The organism is Acinetobacter nosocomialis NIPH 2119, assembly GCF_000368085.1.
GTDB lineage: Bacteria > Pseudomonadota > Gammaproteobacteria > Pseudomonadales > Moraxellaceae > Acinetobacter > Acinetobacter nosocomialis.
The window spans coordinates 2,720,866-2,739,716 of sequence record NZ_KB849239.1; the positions used below are offsets into that span (position 1 = coordinate 2,720,866).

14 protein-coding genes and 1 pseudogene are annotated in these 18,851 nt (G+C 40.4%); 14 read left to right on the plus strand and 1 reads right to left on the minus strand.

Going from position 1 to position 18,851, the window contains the following annotated elements; genetic code table 11:
* Positions 1 to 17 precede the first annotated feature (17 nt).
* Positions 18 to 530 carry a hypothetical protein gene (locus F984_RS16540; RefSeq protein ID WP_004710796.1) on the plus strand — a complete coding sequence of 171 codons (513 nt, stop codon included), beginning with the start codon at positions 18 to 20 and terminating at the stop codon, positions 528 to 530.
* A 180-nt stretch (positions 531 to 710) separates the two neighbouring features.
* Entirely contained in the window at positions 711 to 2,030 is a 1,320-nt protein-coding gene (gene tcuC / locus F984_RS16545; protein WP_004710798.1) for an MFS transporter, read from the plus strand.
* 23 nt (positions 2,031 to 2,053) lie between these two features.
* Here tcuC and pap read toward each other — a convergent pair whose 3' ends face one another.
* Complete coding sequence (pap, locus tag F984_RS16550) at positions 2,054 to 3,472, minus strand: polyphosphate:AMP phosphotransferase (protein WP_002157012.1); 1,419 nt, start codon at positions 3,470 to 3,472, stop codon at positions 2,054 to 2,056.
* Positions 3,473 to 3,681: 209 nt separating this feature from the next.
* Here pap and F984_RS16555 point away from each other — a divergent pair, with 209 nt between their 5' ends.
* The 12 genes and pseudogenes from F984_RS16555 to F984_RS16605 all read left to right on the plus strand — a co-directional run bounded on the left by F984_RS16555 (position 3,682) and on the right by F984_RS16605 (position 18,849).
* The gene (locus F984_RS16555) at positions 3,682 to 4,389 is read left to right on the plus strand and encodes a DUF8198 family protein (protein WP_002157018.1); all 708 of its coding nucleotides are present in this window, start codon (positions 3,682 to 3,684) and stop codon (positions 4,387 to 4,389) included.
* Positions 4,390 to 4,537: 148 nt separating this feature from the next.
* On the plus strand, positions 4,538 to 5,485 hold the full coding sequence (gene ubiE / locus F984_RS16560) for a bifunctional demethylmenaquinone methyltransferase/2-methoxy-6-polyprenyl-1,4-benzoquinol methylase UbiE (RefSeq protein WP_002156970.1): 948 nt from the start codon (positions 4,538 to 4,540) through the stop codon (positions 5,483 to 5,485).
* Positions 5,486 to 5,496: 11 nt separating this feature from the next.
* Positions 5,497 to 6,165, plus strand: a complete 669-nt coding sequence (locus F984_RS16565) for a ubiquinone biosynthesis accessory factor UbiJ (RefSeq protein ID WP_004710803.1) — start codon at positions 5,497 to 5,499, stop codon at positions 6,163 to 6,165.
* A gap of 12 nt (positions 6,166 to 6,177) precedes the next feature.
* Complete coding sequence (locus F984_RS16570; protein ID WP_004710805.1) at positions 6,178 to 7,797, plus strand: ABC1 kinase family protein; 1,620 nt, start codon at positions 6,178 to 6,180, stop codon at positions 7,795 to 7,797.
* Positions 7,798 to 7,917: 120 nt separating this feature from the next.
* Entirely contained in the window at positions 7,918 to 9,231 is a 1,314-nt protein-coding gene (locus tag F984_RS16575) for an FAD-dependent oxidoreductase (RefSeq protein WP_004710807.1), read from the plus strand.
* A gap of 26 nt (positions 9,232 to 9,257) precedes the next feature.
* Positions 9,258 to 9,655, plus strand: a pseudogene (locus F984_RS0104025) (VOC family protein).
* Positions 9,656 to 9,817: 162 nt separating this feature from the next.
* Positions 9,818 to 10,591: a bifunctional phosphoribosyl-AMP cyclohydrolase/phosphoribosyl-ATP diphosphatase HisIE gene (gene hisIE / locus F984_RS16580; RefSeq protein ID WP_004710809.1), complete on the plus strand. Its 774-nt coding sequence runs from the start codon at positions 9,818 to 9,820 to the stop codon at positions 10,589 to 10,591.
* Between the two features lie 9 nt (positions 10,592 to 10,600).
* Positions 10,601 to 12,103 carry a UvrD-helicase domain-containing protein gene (locus F984_RS16585; RefSeq protein ID WP_002156955.1) on the plus strand — a complete coding sequence of 501 codons (1,503 nt, stop codon included), beginning with the start codon at positions 10,601 to 10,603 and terminating at the stop codon, positions 12,101 to 12,103.
* 23 nt (positions 12,104 to 12,126) lie between these two features.
* Positions 12,127 to 13,509: an AAA family ATPase gene (locus tag F984_RS16590; RefSeq protein ID WP_004710811.1), complete on the plus strand. Its 1,383-nt coding sequence runs from the start codon at positions 12,127 to 12,129 to the stop codon at positions 13,507 to 13,509.
* 314 nt (positions 13,510 to 13,823) lie between these two features.
* A complete protein-coding gene (locus tag F984_RS16595) occupies positions 13,824 to 16,673 on the plus strand; it encodes a monovalent cation/H+ antiporter subunit A (protein ID WP_031944811.1) in 2,850 nt (949 codons plus the stop codon).
* Positions 16,670 to 17,038, plus strand: coding sequence for a Na+/H+ antiporter subunit C (locus F984_RS16600; RefSeq protein ID WP_000624229.1), 369 nt, complete (start codon positions 16,670 to 16,672; stop codon positions 17,036 to 17,038). Before F984_RS16595 ends, F984_RS16600 begins: the two co-directional genes overlap by 4 nt.
* A complete protein-coding gene (locus tag F984_RS16605; RefSeq protein WP_004710816.1) occupies positions 17,038 to 18,849 on the plus strand; it encodes a monovalent cation/H+ antiporter subunit D in 1,812 nt (603 codons plus the stop codon). Before F984_RS16600 ends, F984_RS16605 begins: the two co-directional genes overlap by 1 nt.
* The last annotated feature ends 2 nt before the right edge of the window (positions 18,850 to 18,851 follow it).

An 18,851-nucleotide genomic window follows, 5' to 3' on the forward strand; every position in this document is an offset into this window, starting at 1 on the left:
ATTACAGGTAAAACATTATGAAAATTGATAACATTCCTGACTATATTGATCCTAGCCTAAATCTGGAACAAATTCGCGATGAGTGCCACGATCTCATTCAAAAAAGAGCTTACGTCTCTGCTGGTGCAGCAATTGTACCCATTCCTTTTTTTGACGTGGTAGTAGATTTGGGAATTTTGTCACAGCTTATTCCCGATATTAATTCCCGTTTTGGTTTAGCACCTGAACATGTCAGCGTCTATGATCCAAAAACAAAAACCATTCATTGGGATGAATTGCGTAAACGTGGCTTTCAATTTTCAGGTTTTGTGGTCGCGCGTACAACCGTTAAAAAAACCTTTAACGGTTTCTTTGGCAAAATCGTAACGAAACAAGTGACGAAATTTATTCCGTTAGGCGGACAAATTGTTGCAGCAAGTTTAGGTTATTTTATGATGAAAAAAATAGCCCAAACTCACTTAAATGACAGCTACAATCTTGCTAAACGTATCCAACAAAAAGGACGCAACTCAACAGTACTTGAGCATTAATATAGTCCTATCATAATTTTAAGGCACATGACTGTGCCTTATTTTTTTACTTTTAAAATTTACACAATAAAACAAAAGATATATTAAAAACTTTAATCTTCACTTATTTTTTTAAGTTTTACTAAAGTTTAAAAGTCTATTATTCAGTTTACAATGCCAAATGAAATACGGAGAGCCATTGTGGAATATGGACAATCAACATCCCGTTTACGTGCCATTTTTAATGTGACCAGTGGCAACTTCCTAGAACAATATGACTTTTTTCTCTTCGGTCTATATGCAAAAGCCATAGGTGAAACTTTTTTCCATTCTGATAGCAGCTATGCCGCGCTAATGAAAACTTTTTTGGTATTTGCCGTTAGTTTTTTAATGCGTCCAATTGGTGCACTCGTCTTAGGTCCATATGTCGATCGAATTGGACGCCGGAAAGGATTGATGGTCACCTTAAGTATTATGGCAATTGGCTCATTGTTAATTGCACTAACACCTAGATATGCCACTATCGGCTTTGCAGCCACTGTCTTAATATTTGTTGGCCGTTTAGCCCAAGGTTTCTCAGCGGGCGTTGAGTTAGGTGGTGTTTCGGTTTACTTATCTGAAATTGCGGAACCACATAACCGTGGTTTTATTACCAGTTGGCAATCTGCCAGCCAACAAGTCGCTGTAATTTTTGCTGCTACATTAGGCTATTTAGTCAGTCTAGCCTTTACAAAAGCTCAAGTTGATGCCTGGGCTTGGCGTATTCCATTTTTTGTCGGCTGTGCAATTATTCCGTTTATATTCTGGTTACGTAAATCCTTAGCCGAAACTGAAGCTTTTTCATCTCGAAAAGAGCATCCAACTACTAGACAAATTATGTCAACGCTTGCAGCGAATTGGAAAATTGTAGTTGTTGGAATGTGTATGGTTGCAACAACCACAACCATGTTCTATTTCATTACAGTTTATACCCCAACTTATGGAAAAGAAGTCCTACACTTAACAAGCACAGAAAGCTTATTTGCAACAGTGATGGTGGGAGCAAGTAATTTTATTTTATTACCTATTGGTGGTTATTTATCAGATAAAATTGGCCGAAAGCCATTATTAATCACCACAACCATTTTAATTTTTGTAAGTGCTTATCCTTTATTAAGTTGGCTAACTCAAAACATTAGTTTGGCACACATGTTACTTTCACTACTATGGCTATCTCTGCTCTATAGTTTCTATAACGGCGCATTGGTTGTTTCACTAACTGAAATGATGCCAAGCTCTGTAAGAATTGCTGGTTTTTCTGTAGCGTATAGTCTTGCCACTTCTATATTTGGTGGGTTAACACCTATGATTGCCACATATCTTGTACAAGAATCTGGCAGCAAAAGTATGCCTGCTTTCTGGTTAATGTTTGCCGCAATCATTAGTTTGATTGCAACGCTTATTGTATTTCGCAATCGACAAACTCTTGCTACAAAATCCTCTTCAATTGAGGATCAATTTGTACAACCAACAGTTCAATAATATTCAAACAGTTAAAGGAGACATTAGTCTGCCTTTAACTGTTTTAAAATCGCTCTTAACACTTCTAAACGCGCAGTATATTTATCATCAGTGGCAACAATATGCCAAGGAGCATATTCGGTACTGGTTCGTTCAAACATATCTGCTGCTGCTTTTAAATAATCATCCCATTTGTCACGATTACGCCAGTCTTCTGCGGTAATTTTAAAGCGTTTATGCGGTGTCTCTTCTCTGGCTTTAAAACGTTGTTCTTGCTCATCTTTACTAATCGCTAGCCAAATTTTTACCACAATCGTTTGGCTATCAAATAAGTCTTTTTCAAAGCGATTAATTTCGTCGTATGCCCTTTGCCATTCCAAAGGTGACGCAAAACCTTCCACACGTTCTACTAGCACTCGGCCATACCAAGTACGGTCAAAAATCGTAATTTTTTCGGCTTCATTAATGCGGTTCCAAAAACGCCACAAATAAGGATGCCTTGCTTCGAAACGTTCAGGTGCTCCAATACAATGAATATCATATTCACGTGGGTCTAAGTTTTTCACAATTCGTTTAATGGCCCCCCCTTTGCCCGAAGCATCCATTCCTTCAAAAGCAATCACAAAATTACGTTTATCAAAACGCATGGTATCGGCAATTTTTTTGCTGAGTTTATCGAGCTCTTTTTTGTACTCAGCTTTATCAAGCTGTTCTTGAGCAGGTTTTAATAAACTCTCGGGAATCTTGGCCTGCTGCCATTTCCCTTTGACTTCACTTTCATGTTCAGGTAGCTGACGCATATGTTGTAAAAGATACTGAGCAAAAAATTGATCGCGCTGTTTTTCATCTTCCCCATCAATAATGTACCAATCGTCAGTGAAGCGGCGGCGTAACTTTTGCAAAGTGTCATATTGTTTTTTATTACGCCAGTCTAGGCCGTGGAGTTTATGCCAATGTTGTTCAGAAGGGTCTATTTTATCTAAACGTTTTTGCAATGATTTCCAAGAAAGATCAAACCAGACTTTAATCACATCGACATAATTATTTTTTAGGTCTTGTTCAAATGAACGCATATTTTCCACATATGCATCAAAGCGTGCCTCATCCAAAGGCTCTGACACATGCGTCGCGGTAACCAACAAGTCGCTATACCAATTGCCAAACATCACCACAATTTGGCCCTCAGTCGGAATAAACTCTGAATATGACTGCCAAAAAGCTTCTGTATCTGTCAGCACACGCGGTGCATCTGCTTTTACCCTTAAATATCTTGGATCTAACCATTCTCGAAGCTGTTTAACAGCCTCACCTTTTCCGGCCAGTTCGATACCACTCATTAAAATGAGCGTACTTTTAGCATTTTTTTTACCGCGACTATCTTTTAAAGCATATTGTGCTTCAATCAAATCGACCGAAAGCTGTTCTTCGTCTCGAATTTCAAATTTTGGTTGTTGTTCACTCATAGTCCACTGCTCTAATCTTTTATTGTTTAATTTCGTTGTTATTTAACTTATGCGCTTAGATGATGAATTGCTATACAAATTATGTCATTGCAGCAAGATTCTGTCTAAAAATTGACGCATAAATCATTTTTTTTACATCTACTCGCCATAGTAGAAGGTTACAATGCCTTTTATGATTTTTTGCAAATAGCCCAATATTAGAGCCTTAAATGTCTAAACTCGCTGCTTTTGATGATCTTTTACAACAATATAAAACATTTAATTATCACGATAATCCAGTGCTTGCCCAGCGTTTGCAAGATGTACAAACATGGTTAAAAGAGCGGATGAAAGAAACGCATCACGACTTTTTTAATCTGCCAGAGCACAAGCTCATGTCAGAGTATTTTTTAAACCGTTTATATGGCGGCCCAGAGTTTGATGCGCTTGCTGCACAAATTGAACGACTATTGAAATATGCCCATAAAGCAGAAAAAGTCCTACCTGAAAACGCAATTAAAACAGGAACAAAGTCGGTAAGTTTGGCTGTACTTGCCACGCAACTTGATGAACAAGTGGCCATGCAGCTTCTTGAAGACTATCCAGCAGATACAGTACTCACTGATGAGATCATGCGTTTAACCTTAATCAAGCTTGATCAGGCCGAAGCCCGTTACCAGCAGCTTGCCCTTCTGGATGACTTAGGGATAGCACTCGATAAATACATGCGTTCATTTATGATGTTCACTGCTTTTAAAATGTGTAAAGGTATTGCACAAAAATATCACTTCGAATTGATGTATGATTTTATTCAAGATGGTTTTACCGCAATGAAACCATTAAAATCAGCAGAGGCTTTTATTAAGACTTTTACGGAAAAAGAACGTCAGATTGTTGAAAAAGTACATTCAGGACATCCGAATCCGTTTAGAGTGTGATAAGGTCGGCACATAGAAAAAACTCAACCTCGCGAAGTTGAGATTTTATTCATTATATTTGCATGATGATGCCTGTAAAAATAGACAAAATCTGTCATCATGCAGAACTTATTCCGTTTCACTTGAGTTTGAGTCTAGGAGAGACAATATGTCTAACGAAAACCAAAAGCCAACATCTCCAACTGAGCAGGCACAAAGTTCAGACAAAGTTAGCCCATTCCTAAGCTCACCTTTACCGCAAGGTACCCCTCAAGGGCAACAACAAACTTTACAGCAAACCTTAACAGATACACCTGTTAGCGGTTCTGTACCAAAATACAATTTACCACGTGGTGCAGGCAACACTGGCAACGTTGGTGAAACAACTCACTTTGGTTATTCAACAGTTCGAACCGAAGATAAAGCACAAAAAGTTGCTGAAGTTTTCCACTCGGTTGCAAGCAAATATGATCTTATGAATGACTTGATGTCATTTGGTATTCACCGTTTATGGAAACGCTTTGCAATTAACATGTCTGGTGTTCGCCGTGGTCAACACGTGTTGGATATTGCTGGTGGTACAGGCGACTTAGCAAAAGTATTTAGCCGTGAAGTGGGCCCACAAGGTCATGTGGTACTTTCAGACATTAACGAATCTATGCTGAATGTTGGCCGTGACCGTCTGATTGATGCAGGCTGTACCAATGTCGATTTCGTACTTGCCAATGCTGAAACTTTAGAACCTTTTGCAGATAACAGCTTTGACCTTGTTACCATTAGCTTTGGTCTACGCAACGTAACGGATAAAGATGCTGCGCTTGCCTCTATGTTCCGTGTACTTAAACCAGGTGGTCGTTTACTGATTCTTGAGTTTTCTAAACCAGTATTTGAGCCTTTTTCAAAACTTTATGACCTCTACTCATTCACCGCTTTACCGATTATGGGTAAATTGGTTGCCAATGACTCAGAAAGTTATAAATATTTGGCTGAATCAATTCGTATGCATCCAGACCAACGTACCTTAAAAGGCATGATGGAAAATGCTGGCTTCCAGAACTGTGACTATCACAACCTGACTGGCGGTATTGTTGCTGTTCACCGCGGTTTCAAACTGTAAGGGATAGCGATATGTGGTCGATTCTAGCACTCGGTGCAGTCGAACGTATCATTCATCATCTGATCGATCTGGATGCATTAACCCGCATTCAGCTCAATCAGTTACAGGGCAAAATGTTGCGTGTTGTCATCAATAGCCCGCAGCTTTCTGTCGATGTATTCTTTGACCAAGAAAAAGTACGTCTTGAACCTACTGCAACTGGGCACAGCGAAAAACCTTCTATTTTTGAACAACGCCCTTTTGATCCGCAATTTAAAATTTCTGAAGCAACAGCTACTTTACATGTCAAAGATGTTGTTGAACTCATCAAACTATTGGTGAGCGATCCCGACCAGATTGGTAATATCCCGCTACAAGGTGACTATCACCTATTACAGGATATTCAAAAAATTATGCAGCAGACTGAACCTGATTTAGCTGCGCATTTATCAAAATGGGTTGGCCCTCAACTCGCTCATGAAATTGGTAAGATTCAACTTGCACCCAAGCATCTAAAACGCTCTCTTCAAAGCCATCTATTTTTCGCTGAAGATGCTTTAAAAGAAGACAGTGGTTTATTTGCCCCACGTTGGGAAATGGACGATTTAAATCAAGCTACGCGTAAGCTTAATCAAGATATTGACCGTCTAGAAGCTAAATTACAGCAGCTCAATGCACAACTACAACCCACTCAAGACTAGGTAAGACCGTATATGATTCCGCACGTTTCACGTTTACTCGAACTTTGGCGTATTGCAGCGCACTATAGACTCGATACGTTGTTCCCTGCGGATGAACTACCAGTTAAAGCTAAACATGCATTAAATATTATTAAAATGCATCCGGCAGCATGGTCGAGTCGTGAGCGCAAGAATCCTTTAAAGCTTAAAGAAGCTTTAGAAGACATGGGACCACTTGCAATTAAGCTTGGGCAGTTACTGTCAACTCGACGCGACCTAATTCCACCTGAAATACTCGCTCAATTGGTTTTACTTCAAGATCAGGTGAAACCTTTTGATAGCAATGTTGCTAAACAACGTATTCAAGACTCTTTAAAAGCAGACGTAAATACACTATTTGCTCGCTTTGATGACCAACCCCTTGCTGCTGCCTCAATTGCACAAGTTCATACAGCGGCACTACATGATGGCCGAGAAGTTGTTGTTAAAGTCACTCGTCCAGATATTCGTAGCCAGATTTTACAAGATTTTGAAATTTTGGCATGGCTAGGAAATACACTAGAAAGCCGTCTTGAAGCTGCTCGTGCATTACATTTATCTGAAATTATTCAAGACTACCGCCAGATCATTTTAAATGAGCTGGACTTGAGTATTGAGGCAGATAACACTCGTCGTATGCGCCATTACTTCACTGGTTCGACCATGATGTATGTGCCAGAAGTCTACATGGACACCAAAGATGTTATGGTGGCTGAACGTATTACTGGTGTGCCTATTTCAGACACGGCAACCTTTGACCGTTTAGGCATGGACCGCGCACAACTTGCAGAAAAAGGCTTAACGATTTTCTTTACGCAAGTATTCCGCGATAACTTTTTCCATGCCGACATGCATCCCGGTAATGTCTTTGTAGAAACCATCAACCCAAGCAATCCACGCTTTATTGCACTGGATTGTGCGATCATGGGTGAGCTTTCTAAGCACGACCAGATGACGGTTGCCCGCATGTTGCTTGCCGTAATGAATAGCAACTTTATGCAGCTTATTCAAATTGTGCATCAAGCTGGCTGGATTCCACCGGGTACCGATCAAGATGCTTTAGCACGTGAGATGCGCCGTACTGTTGGGCCAATGGTGTCTAAACCAATGGATCAACTTGATTTTGCAGGTATCTTAATTCAAGTGATGGACATTGCCCGTCGCTTCCATCTTGAGATTCCACCACAGCTCATGCTGCTGCTCAAAACTTTAGTGCATGTAGAAGGCTTAGGTACGGACCTTTATCCGCAACTCGACATCTGGAAATTGGCAAAACCTATTTTGACAGAATGGGTTAAGTCTAACATGAACCCAGTCAAAAATGTAAAAGAACTTGGCCAGCAGTTACCTGACCTGCTTTTAGGTGCTCAAGATTTCCCAAGCTTAATTATTGATAGCTTAAATGGTTTAAAGAACCAATCTGCTTGGCAGGACCGTCAGTTACGTGAAATTCAGCAACTTCGTTTGCAAATGGAACATCAACAGCGTCGTAGCTGGATGTTTGGCAGTACCATGCTGATTTTACTAACCATTGCCATTATTAGCCCTTGGTTTGTTTCCATTATTTTAATTGTGCTGAGTAGTTTAATAGCGCTTTGGCGTGTGTTGAAATAAATTCTAAATCCCTTGCCTCGCAAGGGATTTTTTTATGCCTAAACTTTAATTTTAAAAAATATAGATCGTTTATTCGTTCATTGCTAAATTGAAGCTGTAAATGCTTGAAAAGAACAAACAATGAAAACACCTCATTTTGCCATTGTTGGTGCAGGCACGGCAGGTTTAGCAACTGCCATTTTGCTTGCCCGTGAAGGCAACCACGTTACTATTTTTGAACAAGTTGATGAGTTATCCCCGGTAGGTGCTGGGTTATTACTACAACCCGCGGGCTTAGCTGTATTTCAACATTTAGGTGTACTCGACAAAGCCTTAACCTTAGGTGCGAGAGTCACAGGCCTAGAAGGGCAACTTCCGGACAAGCTTCTTTTAGTTAACAGTCACTATCACGAAGCATCAGCAAATCTTTATGGTTTAGGTATACACCGTGCCACTTTGTGTCATGTACTCACTCAAAAGCTTAGCGAGTATTCAAGCCAGATTACTTGGCATATGAACCATTCTGTTGAAAAATTTGAAGAACATAACGATGAAGTTCGGATATTCGGCAGTCATCAAAACCAAAAGTTTGATGCTTGTTTTGATGGCCTACTCATTGCCAATGGTGCTCGTAGCCAGTTACGCCCTAAAGCATGGGTAAAAGTTGATCAAGCTTATCCATGGGGTGCGGCATGGAGTATCGTGCCTGAGTGTAAAGTACTCGATTCTGAAATTCTGCATCAATTTTATGATCGCTCGAAAATTATGATGGGAATTCTTCCTACGGGAGCGGTTCCAACCAAACCTCAACAGCGCCTTTCGAGTATATTTTGGAGTCTACCTACTCCACAATTACAAAACTTTTTGCAAGATGAACAAGCTAAACAGACTTGGTTAAAGCAAGTCTCAGAACGTTGGCCTACAGTTGCAGAGTGGCTCAAAGAAATTTTGTATAACAGTCAAACTCAGCCCAAATGGTTATCTGCAAACTATCGTGATGTCGTCATGACCCAATTTGGTCAAGGTCGAATTGGGGTAATTGGAGATGCAGCTCATGCAATGAGTCCTCAGTTGGGTCAAGGGGCCAATATGGCATTATTAGATGCTTGGGCTTTTTCTCAATCATTGCGACAAGCTCAAAAGAACCAAAATATTGATTGGTCCCTGCTCTGGCAGCATTATCATCAGCTTCGCGGTTCATCTACCCAGTTTTATCAATTTCTTAGTCGCTTACTAACACCACTATATCAATCTGACCATTGGTGGGCGGGAAGTTTAAGAGATCTAGTTTTCCCTTGGATGTATCAAATTCCTTATTTTCGAAAAGAAATGGCAATTACGATTTCAGGCTTAAAGACAGGGCCATTCCAACATTTTGAATATGATCAAATAGCTCAATTACCTAAAGAAAGCAGTGCGTTTCATTTAAAAAATGAATCTCTGTCTGACTATTAACCCATCCAAATGATAGTGAATAGCATATGAAAATCAGCCATCTTGATCATCTTGTTTAACTGTTGCCAGTATTGAGAATACATGTAATTTCTATCAAACCGCGCTGGGGTTTAAAGTCATTACCTTTAAAGGTGATAGAAAGGCTCTACAGTTTGGAAATCAAAAAATAAATTTACACCAGCAAGGTAACGAGTTTGAACCTAAGGCATTACAGCCAACTCCCGGATCTGCCGACCTGTGTTTTATTTCAGATACTCCCATTTCAGAAGTGGTTGCACACCTTAATCAGTTAAATATTCAAATTGAAGAAGGCCCCGTTGAACGTACTGGTGCAATGCACCCTATCCTTTCAGTTTATATTCGCGATCCAGATCAAAATTTGATTGAGATTTCAAATATTATAACGACTCAGCCACCTAAATAGGCTCTTCATAAGTAAGAAGTGCAAGCTATTCATTACGTTGACAAAGACAAAAAGAACAAAGAATTTTTCCGCAAAGTGGCGTTGATGCCGTACACTATACAAGCTATTTTTTAGCATCTGACAGAAATCAATTTATAGTTCATATTTCTTTGGTGATTCCTCATGAATAACACGCAATGGCTCGATGAAGTAAAATTTAACGAACAAGGTCTTATCCCTGCCATTGCTCAACATCATCAAACCGGACGTATTTTGATGGTAGCGTGGATGAACCGTGAAGCACTTGCGCTCACAGCAGAAAAAAATCAGGCTGTATACTTCTCTCGCTCTCGCCAAAAACTCTGGCACAAGGGTGAAGAATCAGGCCATTTTCAAACAGTTTATGAAATTCGTTTGGACTGCGATGGTGATGTAATCGTATTACAAGTTGAGCAACACGGCGGTATAGCGTGCCATACAGGTCGTGAGTCTTGTTTCTACCGTAAACTTACCCCACAGGGTTGGGAAATTGTCGATGCACAATTAAAAGACCCTACCGCAATTTATGGTGACAAAGCTAAAACTGAAAGCCACGATCATGCTCACACCACTGAACAAGTTGATGTGCTTGCTCACTTAGGGCAATTGATGCAAGAGCGTAAGCAAGCAGAAGCAGACACTTCATATGTTGCAAGCCTCTACAAAAAAGGCATTAATAAAATCTTAGAAAAAGTTGGCGAAGAAAGCGTAGAAACTATTATTGCTGCAAAAGACTACGCTGCTCAAAATACAGAAAGCAATTTAAATGACTTGATTTATGAAACTGCCGATTTGTGGTTCCATAGCATTGTCATGTTGGGTTATTTCGATCTTAATCCACAGCTTATTATTGACGAATTAGCTCGTCGTCAGGGTTTATCTGGTTTAGTTGAAAAAGCTAACCGCAATAAGGTTTAAAATCACTCAGTGTCGAATATCGAAAAACCTAAAGCCACCTATGAGCAAGCAATTGCCATAGATAACGCACGTCTTGGGCAATCATTTAAAGTGATTGCCTATGCGGGTACAGGTAAAACTACTACCTTACAAATGATTAGTGATGCCATGCCTGAACGGCGTGGAATGTATTTGGCATTTAACAAAGCCATTGCAGGCGAAGCTCAGAACAAATTTCATCGCAATGTAGACTGCCGTACTTTTCACTCACTCGCGTTTCGTAGTGTGCCACGTGGTGTGACTGATAAATTACGCTTACCTCGCTTAAGTCCAAGTTTTATTGCCAAAGAATATCGACTAGAACCGATTACCTTACGACGCATGATGGGTGGACGTTATGAAAAATACGTCTTAATGCCAAGTCGATTAGCGAGTCTTGTCGCCAATGCAGTAAGCTATTTCTGTTCGACCAGTTCTCAATATCCAGCGCCTCGACATATTCAGGCGCCAAACTGGTTACATCCAGACGATATTACTGAGCTACAGACCCACCTTTACCCTGCTGTTGAACGCCGCTGGCTTGAGTCCATCGACCCAAACCATCAAGCGGGAATTGGTCATGATATTTATCTCAAGCTTTGGGCATTGTCTGAACCTAACATTCCGGCAGATTATGTCTTATTTGATGAAGCCCAAGATGCTGACCCTTTAATGTTGGGTATTTTGCTACGTCAAAAAAGTACGCAGGTTATTTATGTAGGTGATGCCCACCAGCAAATCTACGCGTGGCGTGGTGCAGTAAATGCCATGCAACAACTGCCTTTGCCAGAGTCTCGCCTAACGACCTCTTTTCGTTTTGGAGAGGCAATTGCCGATGTTGCCAATGCGTTATTAGGTGGCTTAAATGAGACAGTTCCTTTACTTGGTAATCCGAACCAAAAATCAAGCGTAGTCAATAAACCGCATACAAAAATGCGTGATGCGATTTTATGTCGTACTAATGCTCGCGCAATGGAGCTGTTATTGGCAGGCTTAGTTCACGGCGATAAAGTGAGTTTGCAAGCTGACCATCAAAAACTAAACCGTTTTGTAGATGCTGCAAGTCTCTTGAAGCAAGGAAAACGAGTTACTGACGTTCCTGAGTTGGCATGGTTTAACTCATGGCATGATGTTCATGAGTACTGCGAAACCAATGAAGGAAGCGATATTAAACCATTGGTTAAACTGGTGGATGATCACGGTACCGATCCACTGAAAAAAGCACTTGCAAAGATTACCCCACTTGAGCAAGCTGACTATGTCATCTCGACTGCCCATAAAGCAAAAGGACTAGAGTGGAACCGCGTCCATATTGAAGATGATTATCAATTTAAAATTAATGGTTTAGAACACAAGATTACAGATGAGGAATTAAGATTACTTTACGTGGCCTGTACTCGTGCTAAAGTAAGTCTAAACATCCATCATCTTTATGATCTGATACAACAATTAAAAGTAAGGGCGCCTTTAAGTCTTCGTAAGTCGGTTGGTTGAAGCGCTCATAATTAGGTGAGCCTATGAGACTTCAATCCATCCAATTTAAACATGTTGCTCTGTTTCATGACCTAAAGATCCAATTTCAATATGATAAGCAACCGATTACTTTAATTTTAGGTGAGCAGGCAACCGGTAAAAGTATGCTACTTAAGCATATTTATCATGCTTTAACGTGGTTTCCTGCGCGTCTTAAAGATGTCCGCACTCCGGGTGTTGTCATGCCCGATCAAGACATTACTCATTCTCGTTTACAATCTAAAATAGAAGTGAGTATCCATATTCCTTCAGAGTTCGGGCAATTACCTGAAACTACATCTGCACAGCAAACCGACACATCCGTTTGTAGTTGGAAACTATTTAAGACCTTAAATGCAACTGGTGTGGGTATTAGTCAAGTTGAAACTCAGCAGCTCGATCAAACTGTTACGCTTTATCATCAAGTCACCAGAAAAGACCCGCTTCAAGGACTTCCTCTACTTGCCTATTACCCATCTGAACGATTTGTTAACGATATAAATTTACTCAATAAAAACCTTCCAGGTATTACTCAGTCTATTTCTGCTTATGAAATTAGTTTAATCCCGTTTACAACTTTTACTCGCTTTTTTGAATGGTTACGTGAAATTAGCGATATTGAAAATGCGCAAGCAGCGCAGGTTGTACAACGAATTATTTCAAAACAATCTAATCCACAAAATCAGGAAGAACTTTTACATCAGCTTCAAATCGAATTGGCAGGGCAACCTAAACAGCTTCCTTCACCAAATCTATATGCGCTTAAATCAGCGTTAAAGATTATATTTCCAGAACTTGAAGACCTTTACCTACAATATCATCCACGGCTTCAACTCATGGTACATTACAAAGGTGAAGCTTTAGCATTTCAACAACTTTCCAATACCACAAAAACATGGATCGCACTCGTAGGGGATGTTGTACGCAGACTTTGTTTGCTCAACCCACTCAGCTTAGATCCTTGCCTTGAAGGCGAAGGAATTTTATTAATTGACCAGATTGATTCACAACTAGATGCTCAACATTGTTCAGAAATTTTAAATCGACTTCATCAAGCATTTCCGCGTTTACAAATTATTGTGACTGGGAGCCGTGAAGAATTACTTGAGCATGCGACTGCTTATCAATGTTTTAAATTAGAACATGGCAAAGTAGGTCAACTTGATTTAAATACGGCTCAGCAGCAGCTCGAACACCTTTATACCCTCTTGCATCGAGATGAAGCTTTAGCACCACATATAGATACTTTGCCACCTGATACTGAACTTACAACAGCCCAGATCGACAATTTGTACCAACAAATTCAAAACTTAAATGAACAACAAAAAAATGAATTATTACGTATGATTCATGCAGGAGATACTTCGGAAGAAACCTCATCTCTGTAGACGTTATTATCCATATAGCTCAATTTTTATAATAAAAACCGGATTCGCTAAATATACGATGAAATCTGTTTTTTGAGCTGAAAAATCACTAGATGTTGTTACCACATGTAATAACATCAGATTTTTAATGATTTTTTAGTGTACAATAAATTTCATTTTGCGTTTTTATTATTCAAGTTGCGCAATACAACTTGTTTCTCGCTTTATTTTTCTAATTTGGTCGGGTTTTCAGAATATAAGCTTTGGAAATCTCTTTGAATTCCTATCTATTCTGAAATGAAAATTTCACCTTTAGGCTTCGGTCTAAATTATATATGGATACGAGTGTGCTACCGATAATTATCTTATTACCGTTAATATTAGGCACCACCCTTGTTTCATTGCTTCAACGGTTTTCACGTGGAGTAACGGCTTTAGGGGCGATCGGAGTCAGTTTAACCAGTTTTGGTTTATTACTGACTCAGGCTAAAACTGTGCTTGGTGGTGCAAGCATTCAACAAAGTTGGGATTGGTTACCGCAATTAGGAATTAATCTGAGCTTTAGACTTGATGCCCTTGGTTTATTATTTTCTCTTCTTATTACCGGTATCGGTACACTCATTTATATTTATGCCTATTATTATTTAGGCCCTAAAAATTCATTAAGTAAATTATATTTATTACTCATGCTGTTTATGGCAGCAATGCTGGGTATTTCCCTTTCAAACAATTTAATTATTTTATTAGTGTTTTGGGAACTTACCAGTATCTCATCTTTCTTATTAGTGGGTTACTGGAGTCATTACGAAGCTGCTCAACGTGGCTCGCGCATGGCACTTACCATTACAGGAATGGGGGGACTCGCCATGCTAGGTGGATTTGTCTTATTAGGGCAAATCACAGGAACCTATGAAATTAATGATATTGTCGGAATGAAAGAGCTCATTCAAAGTCATCATCTTTTTGTTCCAGCGCTTTTGCTTATCCTACTTGGTGCTTTTACTAAAAGTGCTCAGTTCCCTTTTCATTTTTGGTTACCCAATGCAATGGCAGCACCCACCCCGGTGTCAGCCTATTTGCACTCTGCCACTATGGTTAAGGCAGGTATTTTCTTATTAGCACGTCTTGCACCTATCTTTATTGGTGCGGCGCTTTATCACAACATTGTCACGTTTGTCGGCCTATTCACGCTTTGTATGGCGGCATGCTTTGCTATCTTCAAAGAAGATTTAAAAGGATTATTAGCCTATTCCACTATTAGTCATTTAGGTCTTATTGTCTGCTTGTTAGGTATTGGTTCACCTTTAGCGGTTGCCGCTGCAATTTTTCATATTATTAACCACGCAACCTTTAAAGCTGCCCTGTTTATGATTGCAGGGATTATTGACCATGAAACAGGTACACGTGATCTTAGAAAATTAAGTGGCGTTTGGCAGCTACTGCCGTTTACCGCAACGCTCACTATGATCACTGCAGCCTCAATGGCAGGTGTTCCTCTTACCAATGGCTTTATTTCTAAAGAAATGTTCTTTACCGAACTGTTAGCGAACCTTTCAGGATCGGCTGTTATTTTTGCCAGTATTATTGCGACCCTTGCCGGTATTTTTGCAGTGAGCTATTCAATTCGGTTAGTTCACGGCGTATTTTTTGATGGCCCATTGGGTAAACAAGTTCCAAATAAAAATGCCCACGAGCCGCCTATCGGCATGAGAGCACCAGCTATATTGCTCGCGACACTATGTATTTTGGTCGGTATTTTCCCTGCCCTACTGGTCGAGCCTTTAGTTAACAGTGTGACACGCGCAAGTCTTATGCAGCCTGATTTTGTAGGAACTCATCTTGCAATTTGGCATGGATTCAATGCGCCATTAGTCATGAGTATTATTGCCTTGATTGGAGGTACGCTTTTCTATTTTGCCCTAGCAAAAGATGGCATGATTCGTAAGATCGACCTTGACCCAAGACTTGGTCGCTTACAAGGCCGTATTTTATTTGATTTATTCTTAAAGCATTTATTATTAACGAGCCGAAAAATCAAACAAAAAACCGAAAATGGTTCTTTACAAAGCTACCTGTTTTTAATCATTGCTTTTAGCATCATCATGGTGACCATGCCTTTGCTCAATCAAGGGCTTACCACTGGTACACGCGAGCTTACTCATGCCCCATGGATTGCAGTTGTGCTTTGGCTAACCTTATTCTCAGGTTGCTGGATGATGCTCTGGTTTCACCATGAACGCATCAAAGCTGTACTCATTAGCGGTGCAATTGGTCTCGTGGTGACCATGGTGTTTGTTACCATGTCTGCACCTGACTTAGCACTTACTCAAATTACGGTAGATGTGGTTACGACTGTTCTTTTGTTGATGAGTTTGTCTTTACTACCACAGCTGACACCTTATGAATCTACTCGCTCAAGACGTTTAAGAGATGCATTTTTAGCAATCATTGGTGGCTTAGGTATCGGCTGGATTACGTGGCTCATTTTAACGCGTGACCACAATTCGATTTCATGGTTCTTTGCTCAGCAATCTTTACCACTTGGCGGTGGTTCTAACATCGTGAATGTTATTTTGGTGGACTTCCGTGGTTTCGATACCTTTGGTGAAATTACCGTATTAGGCATTGCTGCGATTGGTGCGCTATGTCTTATGGATGGCATGCGCGTACACGGTACCACCATGACACAAGGCCTCACCTACCGCTTTAACCCATCTCCGCTTATGTTCCGTATTACGGCCTCTTGGGTTTTACCGTTAGCGTTGGTGGTAAGTGTCTATATCTTTATGCGCGGACATAACTACCCTGGCGGTGGCTTCATTGCAGGTTTAATTACCTCAATGGCACTCATTATTCAATACATTGCTTTAGGTCAAGATCAAGCAGAACAAATGTTAAAAGCCCAATCCGGTCGTCTTTACGAAATCTGGATTGGTTCCGGATTAACAATTGCAGGCCTTACTGGCATTGCCGCATGGTTCTGGGCTCGTCCATTCTTAACTAGTGCTCATGTCTATGTTGAGTTACCAATTTTAGGAAAACTACATCTGGCTTCAGCAGCAAGCTTTGATTTGGGAGTGTATATCACCGTGGTAGGTGCCACTATGCTACTCATTTCTGTATTAGGAGACTCTCGCCACTCGAGTATGTCTGGTCCTGTACCTCATGGGGAGAAATCATCATGATCAGTTTAGAATTCTTACTGGCCTCTGCCATTGGGCTACTTGTTGCTACAGGCATCTATCTTATTTTGCGTGCGCGTACCTTTCCTGTTGTGTTGGGTTTAGCCGTACTAGGTTATGCGGTTAACTTATTTTTGTTTGCGATGGGCCGTCTGCAAGTCAGCTCGCCAGCTATCCTAACGGAGACTACCAATATTACAGATCCGCTTCCACAAGCGCTTGTTTTAACTGCGATCGTTATCGGTTTCGCAACCACAGCGTTTATTGTGCAACTGGCTTTACGCAGCCGTTATGAATCAGGTAGTGACCACGTTGATGCAAAAGAAGATATTTCTCCAACATACGACCCACGTGAGGATGAGCCGTGATGTTTGATTTTTTATCTTTTTGGCAAGTAAATACACCAATTTTCAGCATCCTCATCCCGGCATTTACTGGTTTTATTTTACTGCTTCTAGGCAATCCTGGCGCTGGTGCATTAAAAGAAGACTGGCGTCAACCTTGGCGACGTGGCATTAGCTTGCTCTCAGCAATCGCAGGTTTAGTCACTGCTGTTAGTTATCTGATTGTTGCTAATACAGGCCAAATTACTGTTTACCAGTTGAGCGAGTGGTCAGCACCATTTGGTATTGTGCTGGTACTTGATCGACTTTCAGCATTTATGCTGGTTTTAACCTATGCCTTAGCAGTCCCGGTTTTATGGTATGCAAGTGAGAATTGGGATACGAGAGGTCGCTATTTCCACGCTATATTCCATTTTCTTTTAATGGGCCTATGCGGAGCATTTCTTACAGGTGACTTATTCAACCTGTTCGTTTTCTTTGAAATCTTGCTTATGGCGTCCTATGTTTTGCTGTTGCATGGACAAGGCAAACCACGTTTTCAGCTTGGCGTACACTATGTCATTATCAATCTCTTAGCCTCTGCCCTATTCTTAATTGGCCTTGGTATGATTTATGGCAGTGTAGGCAGTCTAAATATGACTGACGTTTCACGCCTTTTACCAACTTTAGATGCAGATCAACATAAATTAGCAGTCGCTGGTGCCCTACTGTTATTTGTCGTGTTTGGTATTAAAGCAGCCATGCTACCAGTGGGTTTTTGGCTACCAAAAACTTATGCCGTTGCAAGTACACCTGTCGCAGCGATCTTTACCATTATGACTAAAGTGGGCATCTATGCCATTTTGCGTGTAAATGGGACTGTATTTAATGATGTACTTAGCCAAGAAATCTTTAAAAGTTGGCTTCTTCCAATTGGCTTAATTACGTCTCTATACGGTGTGGTTGGAGCAATCGGTGCAGATCGCCTTAGACGTTTTGTTGGTTTTATGGTGCTGTCTTCGATTGGTACATTATTGACTGCAATTGCTATGTCAAATACGCAAGCTTGGTCAGGGGCACTATTCTATTTAGTCCACAGTACACTGATCGGTGCTGCATTTTACTTGTTCTGTGGTTGGATGACTTCGCAACGCGGTGATTTCAAAGATCACTTAAAAATCGCACCAAGAATTAAGCAAGAAAAAGCAGCCATGCTGACTTATTTCTTAATTGCCATGATGCTCGCTGGTTTACCACCTTTTAGTGGCTTCTTTGGAAAGGTGTTTATTTTACAAGCAACTGTTGAAACAGCATATCAAGGCTGGGTAATTGGTATTGTACTTGTGGTCAGTCTATTAAGCATTATTGCGTTAACACGTGTCGGATTTATTTTATTCTGGCGTGCCTCAGCACCAGAAGAAGATCCGATCAATCCTGCTTATATTATTTATCGGGCTTTACCTGAACGTGCACCACCACGTAATGATTCAGTGATTTATATTTTGCTTGCAGGTTTAGTGGCTTATGTCGTATTTGCTTCACCTGTGTTGCAATACACCACAAGCACTGCTCAGCAAATTCAAAATCACGCCTTATATCAGCAATCTATTCTTAAAACTGATCAAAATGGCGAAATCATTAGTGTGCAGCCTTATGATTCAACTTATTTACCAGAAACAAAATATGGTGGAGAAGTTGAAGATCATAATGCCTATCTGATACCTGACATTATTTCTAAAGACACATACAACGGTGTACATATTTCCGAATACAAACACCGCCAAATTCAGCAGCAAGAAAAATTGCAAACCCCAACCATTGCTGATGAAAGTCAACTGAAACCTATGGAGCCATAACA